Below are 17,336 nucleotides of genomic sequence, written 5' to 3' on the forward strand. Positions count from 1 at the left end.
AGATGTGTATAAAGAGACAGGGGTTACAGTTGCTCTGCAATCAACTCGTTATCCAGCACAAACGAGAAATTGCTACCCTCACCCAATGCACTGGTTATATCTAAACGGGAATTATGATGACTTAGTACATGTTTTACAATGGAAAGGCCTAAGCCAGAGCCACCGGTTTTGCGAGAGCGCGCTTTATCCACGCGATAAAAGCGCTCGGTAAGGCGGTTTAGATGATTTGGCTCAATACCATCACCGTTATCTACCACAGAAAATTGCGCGCCATTGGGTTTACGTCGCCAGTACACATTAATTTCGCCACCAGCAGGTGTGTAGTGCACCGCATTAAACACTAGGTTTGAGCAAGCACTTCGAAGCTCGGTCTCTACACCGAAAACATAGAGTTCTTTGTCGATGTGGAAGTTTATTGTGTGGTTTTTCTCTTTATTAAGCGCCTGCGCTTCTCTTTCCACTTGCGCAAGGACCACAGGAATATTCACAACATTTTCGTAGATGCGTTCCGAACTTGCTTCAATGCGCGACAACACCAGCAAGTCTTCTATCAAGTTTTGCATACGGTGGGTTTGCGATGTCATTTCTTTCATCGCTTTTTGCATGAATGGATCGGAGTCTTCATCAATAGGAAGAATTTCAAGGTATCCGTTAATGACCGTTAGCGGTGTACGCAATTCATGAGACACATTTGCCACAAAGTCCTTACGCATTTCTTCAAGCTGGGACACCCGCGTTATGTCACGGGCAATCAGCAACAAATGCTCATCGCCATACGGCATAATCCGGTATTCAAAGGTTTTGTTGGGGTTGGTAGGTGACGGTACTTCAATGGGGTATTTATAATTCCCTGCATGAAAGTACTGAATAAACTCCGGATGGCGCAACAAGTTGTCGATTCGACGCCCAGAGTCTTGCGGCCATTTAAGCCCTAAATCCAAGCGAGCAAGGCGGTTACACCAAATAATGCAGGCCTTAGCATCAACCACTACCGCCGCATCAGGCAAGGCTTCAGACCCCTCTCTAAAGCGCTTTACCAATTCACCAAGCTCTTTGCGCTTATTGCGGTTACGACGCTGAAGGTAATAAATCCCTTCATAAATATGTTCCCACACGCCACGCACGGTAGGTGGAGACATTTTACGACTATGCCATAACCAGCGATTTAGCTTGTAAAGATGCCAGTAGTTAAATAGCAGTAGCAGGGTTGCGCCAATAGCAACGGCGAATAACATATCATCTAGATACCACCCGACTAGCGCAAAAACCACAAGGAATAGCACTAAGCGCAATGTACTTCTCAACCAAGAGAACGGGTAATACATGAAATAGCTCGCGTTGTTAAAGGTGGAATTGGGCGTATGCCCAGATGGCGCAGCGGCATCAAGGGAATAACACTATGTTACTCCCTAAACACTACATTTATTACAGCTTAGTAGAAAAACGGTAACCCGCGCCGCGTACTGTTTGGATCATAGCATCATGTCCGTGGCGAGAGATAGCTTTGCGTAGACGTCGAATATGTACATCTACCGTTCTGTCTTCTACATAAACATTGGTTCCCCAAACATTATCTAGCAGTAGCTCTCGGCTATAGACACGTTCTGGGTGCGTCATAAAGAAGTGCAACAACTTAAATTCAGTCGGCCCCATGTCTAACGGTTCTTCATTCGCCATTACGCGATGTGATACCGGTTCAAGTTTAAGACCATTAAATTCAATGGGCTCCTCGCTTGATGTAGGCGTAACTCTTCGCATCACTGCTTTTATTCTTGCCACAAGCTCTTTCGGCGAGAATGGTTTAGTAACGTAGTCATCAGCGCCAGCATCCAGGCCGCGAATTTTGTCTTCTTCCTCGCCACGGGCTGTAAGCATGATGACGGGAATGTCACGAGTAAACTCGTGCTGCTTTAAACTTTTAGCTAGCTGTACACCGCTTCCTCCCGGCAACATCCAATCTAATAAGATTAAATCTGGGTAAGGTTCGCAAATTTTTTCTTGCGCGATGTCGAAATCTTCGGCTTCAATAATGTTAAAACCAGATTGCTCAAGCACAAACTTAAGCATTTCACGGATAGGCGCTTCGTCCTCAACCACCAACACTGTACGAGACATCGTAATATTCCTGCTCATTTTTAAACGCCGTTATTATTAATGTGGTCTGTGACAGTTTTATTAAAACGATTACATTTATGTGTCAAGTTTAATACAAGCTTGTTCCAAAGTTTAAATACATAATCTTGTTTATTCATACGATTACGCATATTCTTGAAATTACATAAAACCGACTGTTATTGTTGCAAAGGTGAGCAACTACCAAGCGTTGTCGGTGATTTAAAAGGTCTGATGTAACAGGGGTGTGTTTATCGATGGCTGCGGTCAAGACAGGGTTATCAAGGAAACTCTTAGCCAGAGTGTTGTCAGTGTACTTTTCTCTCACGCTGCTAGTGACGGTAGGACAGATCTTTACAGAATACCTCAGCACGAAAAATCACGTTGAAGGCGAGCTTCAAACGCTAAAAAACACCTTTTCTTCTAGCCTGACCCGCGCTTTGTGGGAACTTAACCACGACCAAGTGCGTGCCATCGCCGAAGGCCTTATGTCATTGCCTATTGTTGAAGGGCTTCAAGTTCGTGGTGAAAACGGTAACTACATTGCCGAGTACGGCATCCGTGCTCAGCGCTCTCCTGCTCCGGTTGACCGTGAAATAATTGAAGATCATCCCGGCGGCGTATTTAGCTACAGCTTCCCACTAGTATTTAAATTCTCAGGTCGCGAATCTACGGTTGGCGACGTTACCTTGTATTCTAGCTTTGATACTATTTTTAGCCGTATTGAAGTGGGCGTATTTTTTCTTATCGGTAACGCGTTAGTAAAAACCACCTTTCTGGTCTTCTTGTTCATGACCGCATTTCGCACCATGCTTTCTGAACCGCTGCAAACCATTACCGAGCAAATGGGTAATTTCGATCCTCAGCACCCAGAAGAGAGCAAACTCAGCATAAAGCTCGATGATGACAACGAGCTATTACAGCTTAAGGAATCTTACAACCACGTTATTGACGACCTGATTATTTCAAACAATAAGCTGAAAGACGCGCAGAATGAACTCACTCTTGCCAATAAGAAGCTAGACGACCAAAACCTGATTTTAGAACAAGAAGTGGCAAAGAAAACAGCGTCGTTGTCTCAGATCATGCTCGACTTGGAGCAGCAAAAAGACGAGCTTATTGCCCACCAGCGAGAGCTTCGCCAAGAAAACGAAAATCGTCAGTATATAGAAGCCGAACTGCGCAAACGTAACCAAGAGCTAGCCAGTTCGATGGATACACTTCATCAAGCGCAAGAACAATTAGTCGAGTCGGAGCGCATGGCGTCGCTTGGCGGTCTGGTGGCCGGCATCGCGCATGACGTAAACACGCCATTGGGCGTGAGTGTGACCGCAGCCAGCTTTCTACAAGAGCGACTGAACAATTTAAAGACCGACTTCGAAGATAAAAGCCTGACCAGTAAGAACATGGCAAGCTTCATCGATGAAGCAGAACAAACTGCGCTATTACTTTTAAGTAACCTAGAACGCGCATCTGATCTTATCGCCAGCTTTAAACAGGTGGCCGTTGACCAGACCAGTGAAACCGAGCGCGAATTTGTGTTGGGCGACTATATTAACGAAATTATTCAGTCACTTAAGCCAAGTTTTAAGCATACTGAACATCAAATTAACGTATCCTGCCCCGACAATTTAGTTGTGACCTGTGCACCTGGCGCCATCGCTCAAATCGTTACCAATATGGTGGTTAACTCAATTACGCACGGCTTTGAAGGCAAAGCGGCCGGCTCTGTAACACTAGATGTAAAAGAAGATGGTGATAATGTTGTGATCCACTACCAAGATGACGGAAAAGGTTTAAGCGAAGAAGAGCTCAGTAAGTTGTTTGATGCCTTCTTTACTACCAAACGCGGAGAAGGTGGTAGCGGTCTAGGCACACATATTATGTACAACCTAGTTACACAGTCACTGCATGGGCATATAGAGGCCGACAGTACGCTTGGCAACGGCTTACAGTACACCATTCGTTTTCCGAAAAAGAGTGCTTAACCTTTCTTGCCACTATCAATCTAAGGTGCCCGCTTTCTAGGGCCTTTTATTCAATTGCACCGCGAGTCTTACGTTGGTAGGCTTGCGCCCTATTTTTATCAAGAGAATGCTTACACTATGTGGTTTAAAAATGTAAAAGCCTATCAAATTACTCAGCCGTTATCGCTAGACGAGGGCGATTTAGAACGTGCCCTTAACGAACACGCTTTTCGCCCGTGCGGTAGCCAGGACTTAGCAACCATGGGGTTCGCCTCTCCGTTTTCTCAGGCGGGTAAGCAAGGCACCATGTTCCATGTTGTTCAACAGCGTTTTTGGATAACCCTAAAGAAACAGGAAAAGATCTTGCCCGGCGCAGTGGTAAATGCCGAGTTTGACGAAATGGTGGCCAAAATTGAAATGGAAACCGGTTCGCCAGTTGGTAAAAAAGCCAAAGCAGATCTTAAACAAGAAATTCAAACCCGTTTGCTGCCCCAGGCATTTACAAAAAACACCTACACTCACGGCTTTATTTCGCTTGCTGACAACTTAGTCGTAGTTGACGCATCATCTGATGGCAAAGCCGAAGCCTTTTTGGCCATGGTAAGAAAAGCCATAGGCTCACTTCCAGTAGTGCCATTTACGCGCAGAAGCCTTCAAAGCGAGCTTACGCACTGGGTTACTGAGTCAACACCAGAAGGTGTAGGTCTACTTGAAGAAGCTGAGCTTAAATCTACCGATGACACTGGCAGCGTTATTCGTTGTAAGAACCAGCCGCTAGACAGCGAAGAAATTAGTATTCATTTGGATGCCGGTAAGCTGGTTCAAAAGGTTGCATTCGAATATGCAGAGACGTTGACGGCTATTATGTGTGAGGATGGCGCCATTAAACGTGTTAAGTTCACCGATCGCATTAAAGAAGAAACTGACGATGTGCCAAAAGATCAGGTTGAAGCTCGCCTTGATGCAGAGTTCGCGCTTATGTCAGCCGAAATTTGTACACTGCTTAACTTCCTTCGTGGTGCGCTTAATCTTAACGACGATAGTTTATAAACTTATGGCAAATAAATATTAAGCCGATGAAAAAGATAGCCTAGCGCTATCGAAAAGCCTAATCACCTTGGGGTAGTTAGGCTTTTTATTAAGTCCTGTTAATTAACTTGCTTGTTTGAACTGGCAACCGTCATTTAGCGCAAATACTTCTTAGCTTTTTTCCTAGCCTTTTTCCTAGCTTTTGCAAGAAAGTTGCCCAACCGCTTTAAGTTGGATAGTGAATAACCACAATAAAGCGCGTTTCTCCTACTTCATCTCGATAACCGTGGGGCTGGTCTGCGCGTAATATACACTGCTCTTGCGCTTGATAGGTTTGCCATTGACCATCTTGCAAAACCCCTAACTTTCCTTGTAGTACGTGAATATGTTCGGTGACGCCTATTTGATGCGCCGAAGAGTGCTGCTCATGAAAGTCCGTTAAGCATAGTTCAAACATTTCAAACTGGGTGGCTGAGTTAAACGGAAATAGCGTTTTTATGGTTACGTTTGGGTCGTTAGCGAACTTGTTGTCGGCATGTTGGGACGTAGGTGCGGTTTCATCACCTGACAAGAAAGAAGAAAAAGAACACGCAAGACCAGTTGCTATCTTCCACAAGGTAGCGATTGTGGGGCTAGACTCGCCTCGTTCTATTTGCCCCAACATGGCTTTAGACACTCCCGTCAACTGCGCGGTTTTATCAAGGGAAAGCCCCCGAGCTTTACGAACAGACTGCAGGTGGTGTGCAATACTTCTTGAAATAGCAGAAGGCTGCGCATTTGCTTTTGTCATGTAATGAAGGCCTTTTATTTTGACGCTGAGTTTAATAAACCAGTTGTGCGCTATAACGCACAGATGTTAAGTTAACTATTGTACGTTATAGCGCACAAAAAGGTAGAGTAGCACATTCGATAGACACTAAAAGCGTGTTTCATCGCTCGGTCGATTCCAAATCGAAATTCCATCACGAGGGTTTTCATGAGCAAGTGGAAGTTAAGTCATATCAGCGCAGGGCTAACCGCGGTTACAGTAGGTTACAGTAGTTCTGTTGTCATTATCATTGATGTAGCGCGTAAAGCCGGCGCCAGCGACGACATGGTAGTGAGTTGGTTGTTGGCGCTTGGGCTCGGTATGGGCATTACCTGCATTCTGTTTTCGTGGCTATCCAAACTGCCCGTTGTTACCGCTTGGTCTACCCCTGGCGCGGCCTTTTTGTTAACCAGTATCGGTGACTACCGTTTAAGTGAAGCCATTGGTGCATTTATACTATGTGCCTTGCTTTCTCTTGTAACTGCGCAAAGCCGTAGCCTGCTCAAACAAATAAGTCGGATTCCCCCTGCAATCTCATCGGCGCTTTTGGCCGGCATTCTCTTACCTATATGCCTTGCGATATTCAGTGATGTTAATGACGCACCGTACTTAGTTGCGTTATTTATCGCGGCTTATTTAGTAGGAAGCCGACTATTTCCCCGCTATCTTATGCTGTTGTTGCTGGTCATGTCGGTGACCATTAGCTTGTTTATGAGTAGTGCAGATGGTGTGGTTGCTCTATCAAGCGACTCACCAGGGCTGCCATCAATATTCACCCTGCCCGAGCCTATTTGGGTAACGCCCACTTTCTCACTGAGTGCTGCCATTGGATTAGCATTTCCCCTTTTTCTTATCACCACGCTTTCTCAAAACTTGCCAGGCATAGCTATTCATCACGCCCATGGCTATACGCCCGACCACAAACCCATTTTGTCAGGCATTGCCATTGTTCAAGCCTTATTAGCACCTTTCGGTGGTTTTACCTTTAACTTAGCGGCGATAACAGCAGCGCTATGCATGGGCGAGCAAGCGGATGATGAAAAGTCGCAGCGCTATAAAGCCGCTATAGCAGCGGGGGTGGCGTATTTGTTCATGGGGTTATTAGCGTCTGTGGTCGTTGCGCTATTTGTGAGTATGCCCAGTATCATTATTCATCTGCTTGCTGGACTAGCCCTATTAGCTACGCTGCAAGGAGCGGTGGTTCGCGCCATGGAAGTAGAGCACCACAGGGCTCCTGCGTTGCTTACCATGCTGTGTACGGCGTCAGGATTTAGTTTATATTCCATGACTTCAGCGGTGTGGGGATTAGGGTTAGGTTTATTGCTGCTTTACGTTCAAAAGAAGCCTGTTAGCGCGTAGCAGCATTTGTTTGCTTTATGCTGTTTCATTGTCAGCTTTCCATTTTTCAGCTTTTCATAACGAAAAGGCCGGTACTGAAGTTATGCTTCAGTACCGGCCTTTGCAGTATTTTTTAGCTTAAAACACTTACAAGAAGATCTGCTTCGCTGCGCTTGCAAGCTCTTCAAACTCATCAGAGTGAAGCTCGCCCATATCTTCAACCACACCGCGCTGAATAGCTAAGTTTAAGATCGCATCTTTTTGACTGTCTACCGCACCTGAGACTGCAGCGCCAACACGAACGAAATCAATGTAGGTTAACTCTTCTGGCATGTAGCTTAGGTCTTTCCAATTTTTTGAAACGTTAACGAAGGTTTCTCCGAAGCCCCACTCTGTCATAATGCTTGCACCAATACGGCCAGCTAATTTATCGATTGCCACTTCAAGGAATGAAGGGTTCGCAAAGACTTCAGGGTGACGCTCAGCCTCGGTCAAAATAGGCAGAACACCAATGTTGTGAACCAGTGCCGCTAGTGTCATGGTATCCATGCTCATTTCACGCTTTTTGGTGCGCGCTATGTAAAGCTGAAGCACCGCCATAGAGTTAGCCACGATATTAACTGTATTTGCCCACTCTTGCTGTAAATAGCGTGCAACTACATCGTTTTTAGAGACGAATAATTGCTCCATAGCGAGTGCAGTAGAGATGTTTTTAATTTGGCGTAAACCAATTCGTGTAACCGCTTGGCTGATAGAAGTAACTTTTACGCTACGTCCCATATAAGCACTGTTCGCAATTTTGATCATTCTTGCGCTAAGTGATGGATCTTGACCAATCACATCACCCATCGCGTTTAAGTTAATATCGGGATCGTCTGCCGCTTTGCGGACTTTCAATGCAATAGCAGGAAGCGTGGGAAGGACGAGTGTGTCATTGTTAATTTTTTCAACCAAAATGGTTGAAAGCGCGTTCTGTGTAGACATATTTCTACCCTTAGAAAGTTCCAAATAGCCTCGTGAAGGCGATAGGTTGCTTTACCAGTTAATCATCTCGACCACCAGCAAAACTGATGACTAAAATAGATTCGATGTTTGTGCGTTGCATTCCGTGCGTTAACTTACATAGGCCTCTATGCTTCACGCTAAAATACAAACCGTTTATTGTTTTATTATGGTATTTCTATCACCATACTATAGTAGCTCTTTAGTTTCGACCAACTAAAAAAATACAGTGTCGATGCGAATTATTAGCAACGGTAGAACCACCAGAGCTTTTTTTAAAGTATAGTCAACTGGTAGCAAACCACTATTGATATTAAGCAAATATTTTTCATACTTTTGTATTAAATCAAAAGCATAGCTATAGTGAGCTATCTATTCACCGCCCCGCATACTGTAAATCAATGCGGTTAAACCACACGGTAAGAGTCATTATGAAAAAAACAATTACAACTTATTCTCCTATTGCAGCTGCAGTAGCGGGTTTATTTATGCTGACCGCGTGCAGCAAAAGCGCCGATACAACACCAACTCAGACAGCAAAGCCTGAAACCGCTTCCGAGCAAACCTTACTTGTTGATGAGTCTCGCTTGTCTATTTATCACGGCGTAGATCTTACCAGCGATTTGTCACACCTGAGTGACAATCAACACAAAATGCTTTCACTGTTAATTGATGCATCGAAAATCATGGACGACTTGTTCTGGAAACAAGCGTTCTTTGAAGATAAAGATGCATTTCTGTCATCAATTAGCGACGAAAAGGTCCGTCACTTTGCAGCGATCAACTATGGCCCTTGGGATCGTTTAAATGGCGATACGCCTTTTTTAAGTGGCTATGAAGACAAAGCGCTGGGCGCTGAGTTCTACCCCCATGATATGGAAAAAGAGGAATTTGCCACGGCAGATTTTGGCGACAAACAAGGCCTTTATTCCATGGTGAAGCGCGATGAAGCGGGCAACCTTTATTCGGTGCCTTATTCTGAAGCCTTTAAAAGCGAATTAATGAAGGCGTCTGACTTACTTAAAAAAGCGTCAGAGCTTGCTGAAGATGAGAGCTTTAAACAATATTTGCAGCTGCGTTCTGAAGCCCTACTATCAAACGACTACCTGGCTTCTGACATGGCGTGGATGGATATGAAGACCAATCCTGTTGAGCTGGTTATTGGACCTATCGAAAGCTACGAAGATCAACTCTTTGGCTATCGCGCAGCGTTTGAAGCCTATGTACTTATTAAAGATTTAGCATGGAGTGAAAAGCTAGCTAAATACGCGGCCTTCTTACCTGAATTACAGCAAGGTCTTCCGGTTGCTGAGGCATATAAAGCGGAAATGCCAGGTTCTGATGCAGACCTTAACGCTTATGATGTTATTTATTATGCAGGCCACTCTAATGCTGGCAGTAAGACCATTGCAATTAACTTGCCCAATGACGAGCGAGTACAGCTAGAAAAAGGTACCCGCCGTCTGCAGCTTAAAAACGCAATGCGTGCAAAGTTCGATACTATTTTAGTGCCTATTGCGGATACGTTAATTGTACTAGAGCAACGTGAACACATTACGTTCGACGCCTTTTTCGCGAACACCATGTTTCATGAAGTGGCACACGGTTTAGGGATTAAGAACACCCTAGATGGTTCAGGGACTGTGCGCGGAGCACTTAAAGAGCATGCGTCAGCTCTTGAAGAAGGCAAAGCGGATATTCTAGGTTTGTACATGGTACAAAGTCTTCTTGAAAAAGGTGAAATCACTGAAGGTACACTAGAAGATTATTACGTTACCTTTATGGCTGGCATTTTCCGTTCTGTGCGTTTCGGCGCAAGTTCTGCACACGGAAAAGCGAACATGATCCGCTTTAACTTCTTTGCCCAGCAAGGCGCCTTCGAGAAAACAGAAGACGGCATGTATCGCGTAAATATGGAGAAGATGGGCGCCGCAGTAGAAGCACTATCTGAACTAATCCTTACATTACAAGGTGACGGCGATTACGATGGCGTGGAGAAGCTAGTAGAAACTATGGGTGTAATTAAACCCGATCTTGCTTCAGATTTAGCGCGCCTAGAGGCAGCGAGCATTCCAGTTGATATTCACTTCAACCAAGGTAAGAAAGTACTGGGGCTTGCTAACTAAGTAAGCACTGTACTCATTAAATAAAAATGCCGCCCTGAGATAACATCTAGGGCGGCATTTTTGTATTCTTAACTTTACACGCTATTCTACGTGTTGCTTCATATTTTCAGTGTAAGGAGGCCAGCCTAGCGGTTTGCCTGCCAACACGTGAAGGTGAATGTGATATACCGTTTGACCACCGTATTCATTACAGTTCATTACCGTACGAAAGCCTTGGTCAGCAAACCCTTGCTCCTTTGCAATTTTTGCTGCAACAAATGACAAGTGCCCCACCACCTCGCGATCTTCTTCGGCTATATCATTTACCGTTGCAATTTGCTTTTTCGGAATAACCAGAAAGTGAGTCGGTGCCTGAGGGTTTATATCTTTAAACGCCAGCGCCAATTCATCTTCGTACAATATGTCCGCTGGAATTTCCTTGCTGATGATTTTGTCAAATATTGTTTCTGCCATATCTCACTTCCCTTACCAATTAGGTGATTACCAATTATGTTAGCGGTGTTAAAACATTTGCCTGCGAACATAATTAAAAATTAAGTGCTTTTGTGCGGCGCTGGGGCACATTCTCATGCGAATAACCCCCTCATACGAAGACCCCTCATACGAAGAATAGCGCCCTTTTTCTTTACTTAAGCGAAAACAAACCACAGTAGTATTACGCCCAACGCCAAGCGATAGATAACAAAAGGCAGCATGCCGATACGCGATATCCAGCTTAGGAACAAATAGATACAAAGGTAGGCGCTTACGAATGAAAACGCCGCGCCATAAAGCAACGCATACCAGTCTACCGCTTCGTTGGCATTAAGCAGGTCGAGAGTGGCTAAAAGCCCCGCGCCTAAAATAACTGGAATAGACAGCAAAAAGGAAAAGCGTGCACACGCTTCGCGCTTAAGGCCTAACATCAAACCTGCGGTCATCGTAATACCTGAGCGAGATGTACCAGGAATGAGTGCCAATACTTGGGCTAACCCGATATAGATGGCTTGCTTAAGTGTCAGTCCTTCAAGCTCTTGTTCGCGTTTTGCAGTGGCATCGGCGTACCATAGCAGCAAACCAAAAATAATAGTGGTACCCGCTATTACCAGCGCCGTACGTGCGTTTTCTTCTATCCAGCCTTTCATTAAAAAGCCAATAATAACCGCTGGAATAGTTGCCACAATAACGTACCAAGCAAGCTTACTGTCGGTAGATTGTTGTTTGCTAAACCCTTGTGTTACCCAAGCTACGGTCATCTGAGCGATTTCTTGACGAAAATAGATCATAACCGCAAGCAGGCTTCCCACATGAACGGCGACATCAAACGCTAAGCCCTGACTTACCCAACCAAAAAGTTCAGCGGGCAACAACAAGTGTCCAGAGCTGCTGATAGGAAGAAATTCAGTAACGCCCTGAATAATTGCTAAAATAATAATTTCAAAAAGTGTCATTCCTTTGCTTAACTCCAAGTAAAGTCAATCGGCCATAATTGCTGTTTCTGTTTATCAAAGTTTTGCCACATTTTGGCATAGGTTTCTTGCGTTTCAGGGTGAATGTCGTTGGGAACAAGTTCAGCTAACGGCCAAAGCACAAACGCGTTGTAGCAAATCTCTTCGCGAGGTAAAACCACAGGGGTTGTGGTCACCTTACTATCATAGGTAAGCAAGTCGAGATCAAGGGTTCTGGCACAGAATTTTTTGTCTGTATGCACCCTGCCATTGTCTTTTTCAATGGCTTTAAGAATTGCGCACACTTCCTCAATACTTTTTGACGTCGTCGCCCGAGCAGCGGCGTTATAAAAAGGGCTTCCATTGAAGCCCACCGCTTCGCTCTCGTAGACCGAGGACACTGTAACATCAGAGAAGTGCTGTTTCAGGGCAACTAAAGATTGCTTGGTGTAATGCTCACGTTCAATATTAGAGCCAATGCTGATTAAGATGGTGTGTTGTGACATTAATTGCGCTCTTTACGCATTTCAACAGCGACCGTTTGCGCATTGGGAAGGATATTAGGCTTAACAATTTTAAGCGTTATTGACGCAACGGTGAAATTATCAAGAACGGCGTCCATCACTTTATTACCTAGAGCTTCAAGTAGCTCAAATGTGCTTTCTTTGCCTACTTCTACAATACACTCTGCCACTTTTGCATAGTCTACAGTGTCTGCAACATCGTCGCTTTGCATCGCAGCGCTTAAATCAACATCAAGTGTTACATCAAGAAGTAGCTGGGTGGTTCTTACTCGCTCCCAATCATAAACACCAATCAGGGTGTCTACTTCAAGCCCTGTTATATAAATTTTTCCCATGGAATTTTTCATCTTGTACTGTTATCAAACCAGTTTATCGCCGTTTTTATTAGCCCTACTACTGGTCTTACTACTGCGCTTTCACCCACATATTGCTGGTAAACGGTGGTATATCGCGTTTGGATGGAGTAGCTTTACGCTTGTGTGGCACAACTATACCGCTGTATGACAACTGGGAGCAACCAAGGTTTCACAATTTAATGCGACTAAAGCCCATTGAACTTGCACACACCAAATTTAACGTAATAAAAGGCAATATTTTTAATAATTAGAATGACAAAATGATTTCGCTAACTCTTTTGATGATCGCTGTTGCCTATCTTTTCGGTTCACTTTCAAGTGCTGTGGTTATAAGCCAGCTGTTTGGTTTACCAGACCCACGAACCGCCGGCTCTAAAAACCCAGGTGCTACCAATGTGTATCGACTGGGCGGTCGTGTTCCAGCACTCCTCGTGCTTGTCATGGACATACTAAAAGGCACTATTCCCGTTTACGGCAGTTACTTTCTGGGCATAGAGCCAATCATGTTAGGCGTCATTGCTATTTTCGCGTGCTTGGGGCATATCTTTCCGCTCTATTTTGGTTTCAAAGGTGGAAAAGCCGTCGCCACTGCGTTTGGCGCTATGCTCCCTATAGGCCTCGATTTAGCAGGTTTGCTTATTTTGAGTTGGGTAGTAGTGGTGTTTCTTACGGGCTATTCTTCATTAGGCGCGCTTATCGCAGTATCTCTTGCGCCGTTATTTACATTTTTGATTAAGCCTTTATATACCGTGCCCGTGGCAATGCTTTCGCTGCTTATCATTCTACGCCACAAAGACAACATTGCCCGTCTTTTAGCGGGCAATGAAAGTAAAGTATGGGATAAGGGAAAAGTTAAAGAGTAAGCGCCTTTTCCAGCACATCTAACTTACCATCTATCGGCGTAACCGGCGCAATGCCAAGTATTTTGGCCAACGCAGGATAAACCTCCAGGTTGCTAAACACAGGTAGGGTGGTATTCGTTTTAAACGCAGGTCCCACTGCTACAAACGTCGCCCCCATATCAGGCAGCGTGTTCATGTAGCCATGCCCACCTTTACTAATATGCATGCTGTTGGCGTTTTTAAAGCGTGCTGGCGGGGCTATCTCAATAATAATATCGCCAGTTCTATTTCCCACTTCCATATGTCGCTCAGCGCGCTGGGTATCATTGAGCACAATATAACGGTTTTCGGCTATATGGGTAAGACGTTCTGTTTCTTCGGTGATTTGTTTATCGTTCACGCCCACTTTGGCGTAAAGATGAACTTGCGCTCCCTCATTTTCAATAATGAAGCTATCAGGTATAGATAAAGACTCAACTTCTATAAGCTGACCTTCATCAATGGGTGTCATGCCGTGATCCGACACCACTACCAAGTTTACCGGCAAATCTAATGCGTTAATGCGTTCATAAAGTTGACCAATAAGCGCATCCACTTCCTGCACCGCATCATTGGTTTTGTCGGCAAAAGGTCCTTCATCATGTCCAACCGAATCGGTAAGCGAGAAATAACCCGCAATAAAGCGAGGGCGCGACACCTCAGGCAGTTTCAACCAAGTTATAATTTGATCTACCCGCTGCTGGTAATCGGCGTATTTAGAGTAGTGATAGAAGTAGCTAGGCAAGGTACCTGATATGCGTGAATCAGACTCTGGCCAGAAGAAGGTAGCTGCCTTCATGCCATGATATTCCACTAAGTTCCATAGCGGCGTTGCCGTAATCCACGTGCTGTCCATGCCGCCGAAACCCAGCTTGTACTGCGCGTAGCCTTCTTTCGTTGGGCGAGACTTATCAAAAAATCGATTGTTCACGATGCCGTGGTGTTTCGGTAATAACCCAGTGATCAGTGAAATATGGTTGGGAAAGGTATTTGAAGGATAAACAGGGGTCATAGACGACGCTCTTACCCCTTTCTTTGCAATAGCACCAAGGTGTTGCGCGTTGTGTAATTCGATATAGTCGTGGCGAAATCCATCAAGAGAAATGAGCACGACATACTGATCTTGCTGCTCTTGCTTCAGGCCTTTTACAAAGTCATTCAAGGGTGCTTTGCTTGATGCAAATGCATTGGACGCAGTGAGCGCTGCAAAGGTAAGCGAAATAAATAACGACAATGCTAAATAGAATAGCGGTGCATTTTGTTTTGTTCCGTCTGTTGCTAAGAGCATGGTGTTTAACGTCCTTACTCAATGTTCATTTTAGTAAAACAAAAGGCAATGGAATGCGCTCCCATTGCCTTTTATTTATGCTTTTTTGTTTTACCTGCTTGCTATGCTCAATATTTCCCCAGTGAACTTAGGGAAGACATAGTAGCGTTTACAACGAGGTGTGGCGCCTAATTACCGGTTTTTTATGAATACCTAAATCGCCGATAAAGTATCAAGGGGCCAGCGCGGCTTGGCTTGTGAAGACAAGGCCAAGGTTTCCCCAGCTTTCAAGCGCTGCATGCCCGCATAGGCAATCATGGCACCATTGTCTGTACAATACGCTAAGCTAGGATAAAACACCTCACCTTTTAGCTCTTGCATCAGGGCTTTCATCTCACTGCGCAACATTGTATTTGCACTTACGCCGCCAGCAATAACCAAACGCTTCATACCAGTCTGCTTTAATGCTCGCTTACATTTTATGATAAGCGTATCAACGACGGCTTCTTGAAACGCGTAGGCAATATTCGCTTTTATTTGCTCAGCATCACCACCGGTTAGGTCAGCATCGCGAATGGTGTTCGCCGCAAAGGTCTTTAAACCACTGAAACTGAAATCTAGTCCTGGCCTGTCGGTCATCGGGCGAGGAAACTTATAGTGTCCCGCTTCTCCCTTTTCAGCCAATCTTGCTAAAAGAGGGCCGCCTGGGTAATCAAGGCCAAGTAACTTGGCGGTTTTGTCAAAGGCTTCACCAGCGGCATCATCAATAGACTCACCAAGTACTTCATATTGACCAATGCCTTCGACTTTAACTAGCATTGAGTGGCCACCTGAAACCAATAAAGCAACGAAAGGAAATTCAGGTGCGTCGTCTTCAAGCATAGGCGCTAATAAGTGCCCTTCCATATGATGAACGCCCACTGCAGGCACATTCCACGCGTAGGCCAATGAACGCCCGACAGACGAACCCACTAACAATGCGCCCACTAAACCGGGGCCTTGGGTAAAAGCAACGCCGTCGATCTCTGATGGTTGGGTGTTAGCGTCTTCCATAGCCTTTTCAATTAAAGGAATGATCTTTCTCACGTGATCCCGTGACGCAAGTTCAGGCACAACACCACCGTAGTCTGCGTGCAGCTTTACTTGGCTATATAGTTCGTGCGACAGCAACCCTTTTTCATCGTCGTAAACGGCGATGCCAGTTTCGTCACAAGATGTTTCTATTCCTAAAATACGCATGGGGAGTAACCCTTTTACTACTAACTTCAATGCTTCGTTTTTGGATTTGCTGTCGCCTTTTTATCACAACACGTGTTCACACAATTGTTGAGAACCATAATGACTAAGCAAATATCAAAAACTGAGAAAATAATTCTGGCGATCTGATGCGATCATCTTTATGATCCCGCCGCGATCATAACACTACCCTAGTCAGGATCATCTGATTCCACACTTTTGATCACTCATTTTTCAAAAGGGAATTGAGCAAGAAAACATTCTGAAAAGGGCGCTTATACAAGCCGAGTTAAACAACACGGTGCTTAACGAGCGCAGAGTTTACCTTTAATCCTGCATTCATGGAATGCCAGTGAACAGGTAAATGAACGGTAAATGCACAATATTGGCTATTTTTTGGCAATTCATCCTTTACTTTCTCTGTAGATATGATTAGAATTTCGCACCATTTTTAACCCGGGTGGCCTTTTTAGCGCACAATTTTACCCGGATTTACACAGTAAAAGTTTTGAGGTGAGTGTTTAATGCCTATCGTTAAAGTTAGAGAAAACGAGCCGTTTGATGTGGCGCTGCGTCGTTTTAAGCGTTCTTGTGAAAAAGCAGGTGTTCTTTCTGAAGTTCGTCGTCGTGAATTCTTCGAAAAGCCAACTTGGGAACGCAAGCGCAAGAAAGCTGCCGCTAAGAAGCGTCATCTTAAGAAGCTAGCTCGTGAAAACGCACGTCGCGTAAAACTCTACTAATATAGGGTTAAGTAACGAGTCTGAAAGGTGTTGCAATTGCAGCACCTTTCGCGTTTCTGGGCCTCTATTTTTTGGCCTTATTCTTATCGACTCCATTTTTTCCTTTTCAAATGGTTGCATTTGATTTTCAACCTGGGGCTTAATAATACCAGTCCGCATAGATCATTATCTTCTGAGTGGGCAATGATCTATGCGGATTGATATAAGCTCAATCTACTAATAAAAAATCAGGAAACATCATGGCACTAATTGATGATCTAAAAGCAGCGCAAAAAGATGCGATGCGTGCAAAAGAAAAAGTACGTCTTGGTACTATTCGTATGGCAATGGCAGCCATTAAGCAAAAAGAAATCGATGAACAAATTACGCTAGACGACAGCGCAATCTTAGCAGTACTAACCAAAATGGTTAAGCAGCGCCAAGACGCGGCTGCACAATATGACGCAGCAAACCGCGACGACCTAGCTAGCAAAGAGCGTGAAGAAATCACTTACATTGAAGATTTCTTACCCCAGCCTTTGAC

At 44.7% G+C, this 17,336-nt stretch carries 17 protein-coding genes; 7 read left to right on the plus strand and 10 right to left on the minus strand.

Features of this window, described 5'->3' with window-relative positions:
• Positions 1-23: 23 nt before the first annotated feature.
• Both phoR and phoB read right to left on the minus strand, forming a co-directional pair.
• Positions 24-1,325 carry a phosphate regulon sensor histidine kinase PhoR gene (phoR, locus tag QVA83_RS09335; RefSeq protein WP_239300153.1) on the minus strand — a complete coding sequence of 434 codons (1,302 nt, stop codon included), beginning with the start codon at positions 1,323-1,325 and terminating at the stop codon, positions 24-26.
• A gap of 100 nt (positions 1,326-1,425) precedes the next feature.
• Complete coding sequence (gene phoB, locus QVA83_RS09340; RefSeq protein WP_014948281.1) at positions 1,426-2,115, minus strand: phosphate regulon transcriptional regulator PhoB; 690 nt, start codon at positions 2,113-2,115, stop codon at positions 1,426-1,428.
• Positions 2,116-2,369: 254 nt separating this feature from the next.
• Here phoB and QVA83_RS09345 point away from each other — a divergent pair, with 254 nt between their 5' ends.
• Positions 2,370-4,100: a sensor histidine kinase gene (locus tag QVA83_RS09345; RefSeq protein WP_039224522.1), complete on the plus strand. Its 1,731-nt coding sequence runs from the start codon at positions 2,370-2,372 to the stop codon at positions 4,098-4,100.
• A gap of 117 nt (positions 4,101-4,217) precedes the next feature.
• Entirely contained in the window at positions 4,218-5,129 is a 912-nt protein-coding gene (gene rdgC, locus QVA83_RS09350) for a recombination-associated protein RdgC (RefSeq protein ID WP_156077906.1), read from the plus strand.
• 205 nt (positions 5,130-5,334) lie between these two features.
• Here rdgC and QVA83_RS09355 read toward each other — a convergent pair whose 3' ends face one another.
• Positions 5,335-5,898: a helix-turn-helix domain-containing protein gene (locus tag QVA83_RS09355; protein ID WP_014948278.1), complete on the minus strand. Its 564-nt coding sequence runs from the start codon at positions 5,896-5,898 to the stop codon at positions 5,335-5,337.
• A 186-nt stretch (positions 5,899-6,084) separates the two neighbouring features.
• On the opposite strand from QVA83_RS09355, the gene QVA83_RS09360 reads away from it, so the two are divergent.
• Positions 6,085-7,275, plus strand: a complete 1,191-nt coding sequence (locus QVA83_RS09360) for a benzoate/H(+) symporter BenE family transporter (RefSeq protein ID WP_039224520.1) — start codon at positions 6,085-6,087, stop codon at positions 7,273-7,275.
• 126 nt (positions 7,276-7,401) lie between these two features.
• Here the strand turns inward: QVA83_RS09360 and QVA83_RS09365 are convergent, their stop codons facing one another.
• Complete coding sequence (locus QVA83_RS09365) at positions 7,402-8,238, minus strand: HDOD domain-containing protein (protein WP_014948276.1); 837 nt, start codon at positions 8,236-8,238, stop codon at positions 7,402-7,404.
• Between the two features lie 449 nt (positions 8,239-8,687).
• On the opposite strand from QVA83_RS09365, the gene QVA83_RS09370 reads away from it, so the two are divergent.
• Positions 8,688-10,382 carry a dipeptidyl-peptidase 3 family protein gene (locus QVA83_RS09370; protein ID WP_069943755.1) on the plus strand — a complete coding sequence of 565 codons (1,695 nt, stop codon included), beginning with the start codon at positions 8,688-8,690 and terminating at the stop codon, positions 10,380-10,382.
• A gap of 81 nt (positions 10,383-10,463) precedes the next feature.
• On the opposite strand, the gene QVA83_RS09375 is transcribed toward QVA83_RS09370, so the two are convergent.
• From QVA83_RS09375 to folB, 4 genes are all read right to left on the minus strand, one after another.
• Complete coding sequence (locus QVA83_RS09375; protein ID WP_014948274.1) at positions 10,464-10,835, minus strand: histidine triad nucleotide-binding protein; 372 nt, start codon at positions 10,833-10,835, stop codon at positions 10,464-10,466.
• Positions 10,836-11,011: 176 nt separating this feature from the next.
• Positions 11,012-11,812 carry an undecaprenyl-diphosphate phosphatase gene (locus tag QVA83_RS09380; protein WP_014948273.1) on the minus strand — a complete coding sequence of 267 codons (801 nt, stop codon included), beginning with the start codon at positions 11,810-11,812 and terminating at the stop codon, positions 11,012-11,014.
• A gap of 8 nt (positions 11,813-11,820) precedes the next feature.
• Positions 11,821-12,315: a 2-amino-4-hydroxy-6-hydroxymethyldihydropteridine diphosphokinase gene (gene folK / locus QVA83_RS09385; protein ID WP_069943754.1), complete on the minus strand. Its 495-nt coding sequence runs from the start codon at positions 12,313-12,315 to the stop codon at positions 11,821-11,823.
• Entirely contained in the window at positions 12,315-12,668 is a 354-nt protein-coding gene (gene folB, locus QVA83_RS09390) for a dihydroneopterin aldolase (RefSeq protein WP_014948271.1), read from the minus strand. The genes folK and folB overlap by 1 nt, the downstream gene beginning before the upstream one ends.
• 281 nt (positions 12,669-12,949) lie before the next feature.
• Here folB and plsY point away from each other — a divergent pair, with 281 nt between their 5' ends.
• Positions 12,950-13,552, plus strand: a complete 603-nt coding sequence (gene plsY / locus QVA83_RS09395; RefSeq protein ID WP_014948270.1) for a glycerol-3-phosphate 1-O-acyltransferase PlsY — start codon at positions 12,950-12,952, stop codon at positions 13,550-13,552.
• Here the strand turns inward: plsY and QVA83_RS09400 are convergent.
• Together QVA83_RS09400 and tsaD are read right to left on the minus strand one after the other, a co-directional pair.
• Positions 13,542-14,858, minus strand: coding sequence for an alkaline phosphatase family protein (locus QVA83_RS09400; protein ID WP_156077895.1), 1,317 nt, complete (start codon positions 14,856-14,858; stop codon positions 13,542-13,544). The two genes, plsY and QVA83_RS09400, sit on opposite strands and share 11 nt — an antisense overlap.
• Before the next feature lie 192 nt (positions 14,859-15,050).
• On the minus strand, positions 15,051-16,076 hold the full coding sequence (gene tsaD / locus QVA83_RS09405; protein ID WP_039224515.1) for a tRNA (adenosine(37)-N6)-threonylcarbamoyltransferase complex transferase subunit TsaD: 1,026 nt from the start codon (positions 16,074-16,076) through the stop codon (positions 15,051-15,053).
• Between the two features lie 521 nt (positions 16,077-16,597).
• Here tsaD and rpsU point away from each other — a divergent pair.
• Entirely contained in the window at positions 16,598-16,813 is a 216-nt protein-coding gene (gene rpsU, locus QVA83_RS09410; protein ID WP_012517258.1) for a 30S ribosomal protein S21, read from the plus strand.
• Positions 16,814-17,052: 239 nt separating this feature from the next.
• A partial coding sequence (locus QVA83_RS09415; protein WP_287498396.1) for a GatB/YqeY domain-containing protein occupies positions 17,053-17,336 on the plus strand: 284 nt, incomplete at its 3' end.

Origin of the sequence: Alteromonas sp. AO-Serp (assembly GCF_017849675.1) — a bacterium.
GTDB classification, from domain to species: domain Bacteria; phylum Pseudomonadota; class Gammaproteobacteria; order Enterobacterales; family Alteromonadaceae; genus Alteromonas; species Alteromonas macleodii.

Excerpts from the sequence above, each read along its gene's own strand:
- phoR (WP_239300153.1), bottom strand. The coding sequence starts at position 1,325 with ATGTATTACCCGTTCTCTTGGTTGAGAAGTACATTGCGCTTAGTGCTA.
- phoB (WP_014948281.1), bottom strand. The coding sequence starts at position 2,115 with ATGTCTCGTACAGTGTTGGTGGTTGAGGACGAAGCGCCTATCCGTGAA.
- QVA83_RS09345 (WP_039224522.1), top strand. The coding sequence starts at position 2,370 with ATGGCTGCGGTCAAGACAGGGTTATCAAGGAAACTCTTAGCCAGAGTG.
- rdgC (WP_156077906.1), top strand. The coding sequence starts at position 4,218 with ATGTGGTTTAAAAATGTAAAAGCCTATCAAATTACTCAGCCGTTATCG.
- QVA83_RS09355 (WP_014948278.1), bottom strand. The coding sequence starts at position 5,898 with ATGACAAAAGCAAATGCGCAGCCTTCTGCTATTTCAAGAAGTATTGCA.
- QVA83_RS09360 (WP_039224520.1), top strand. The coding sequence starts at position 6,085 with ATGAGCAAGTGGAAGTTAAGTCATATCAGCGCAGGGCTAACCGCGGTT.
- QVA83_RS09365 (WP_014948276.1), bottom strand. The coding sequence starts at position 8,238 with ATGTCTACACAGAACGCGCTTTCAACCATTTTGGTTGAAAAAATTAAC.
- QVA83_RS09370 (WP_069943755.1), top strand. The coding sequence starts at position 8,688 with ATGAAAAAAACAATTACAACTTATTCTCCTATTGCAGCTGCAGTAGCG.
- QVA83_RS09375 (WP_014948274.1), bottom strand. The coding sequence starts at position 10,835 with ATGGCAGAAACAATATTTGACAAAATCATCAGCAAGGAAATTCCAGCG.
- QVA83_RS09380 (WP_014948273.1), bottom strand. The coding sequence starts at position 11,812 with ATGACACTTTTTGAAATTATTATTTTAGCAATTATTCAGGGCGTTACT.
- folK (WP_069943754.1), bottom strand. The coding sequence starts at position 12,315 with ATGTCACAACACACCATCTTAATCAGCATTGGCTCTAATATTGAACGT.
- folB (WP_014948271.1), bottom strand. The coding sequence starts at position 12,668 with ATGGGAAAAATTTATATAACAGGGCTTGAAGTAGACACCCTGATTGGT.
- plsY (WP_014948270.1), top strand. The coding sequence starts at position 12,950 with ATGATTTCGCTAACTCTTTTGATGATCGCTGTTGCCTATCTTTTCGGT.
- QVA83_RS09400 (WP_156077895.1), bottom strand. The coding sequence starts at position 14,858 with ATGCTCTTAGCAACAGACGGAACAAAACAAAATGCACCGCTATTCTAT.
- tsaD (WP_039224515.1), bottom strand. The coding sequence starts at position 16,076 with ATGCGTATTTTAGGAATAGAAACATCTTGTGACGAAACTGGCATCGCC.
- rpsU (WP_012517258.1), top strand. The coding sequence starts at position 16,598 with ATGCCTATCGTTAAAGTTAGAGAAAACGAGCCGTTTGATGTGGCGCTG.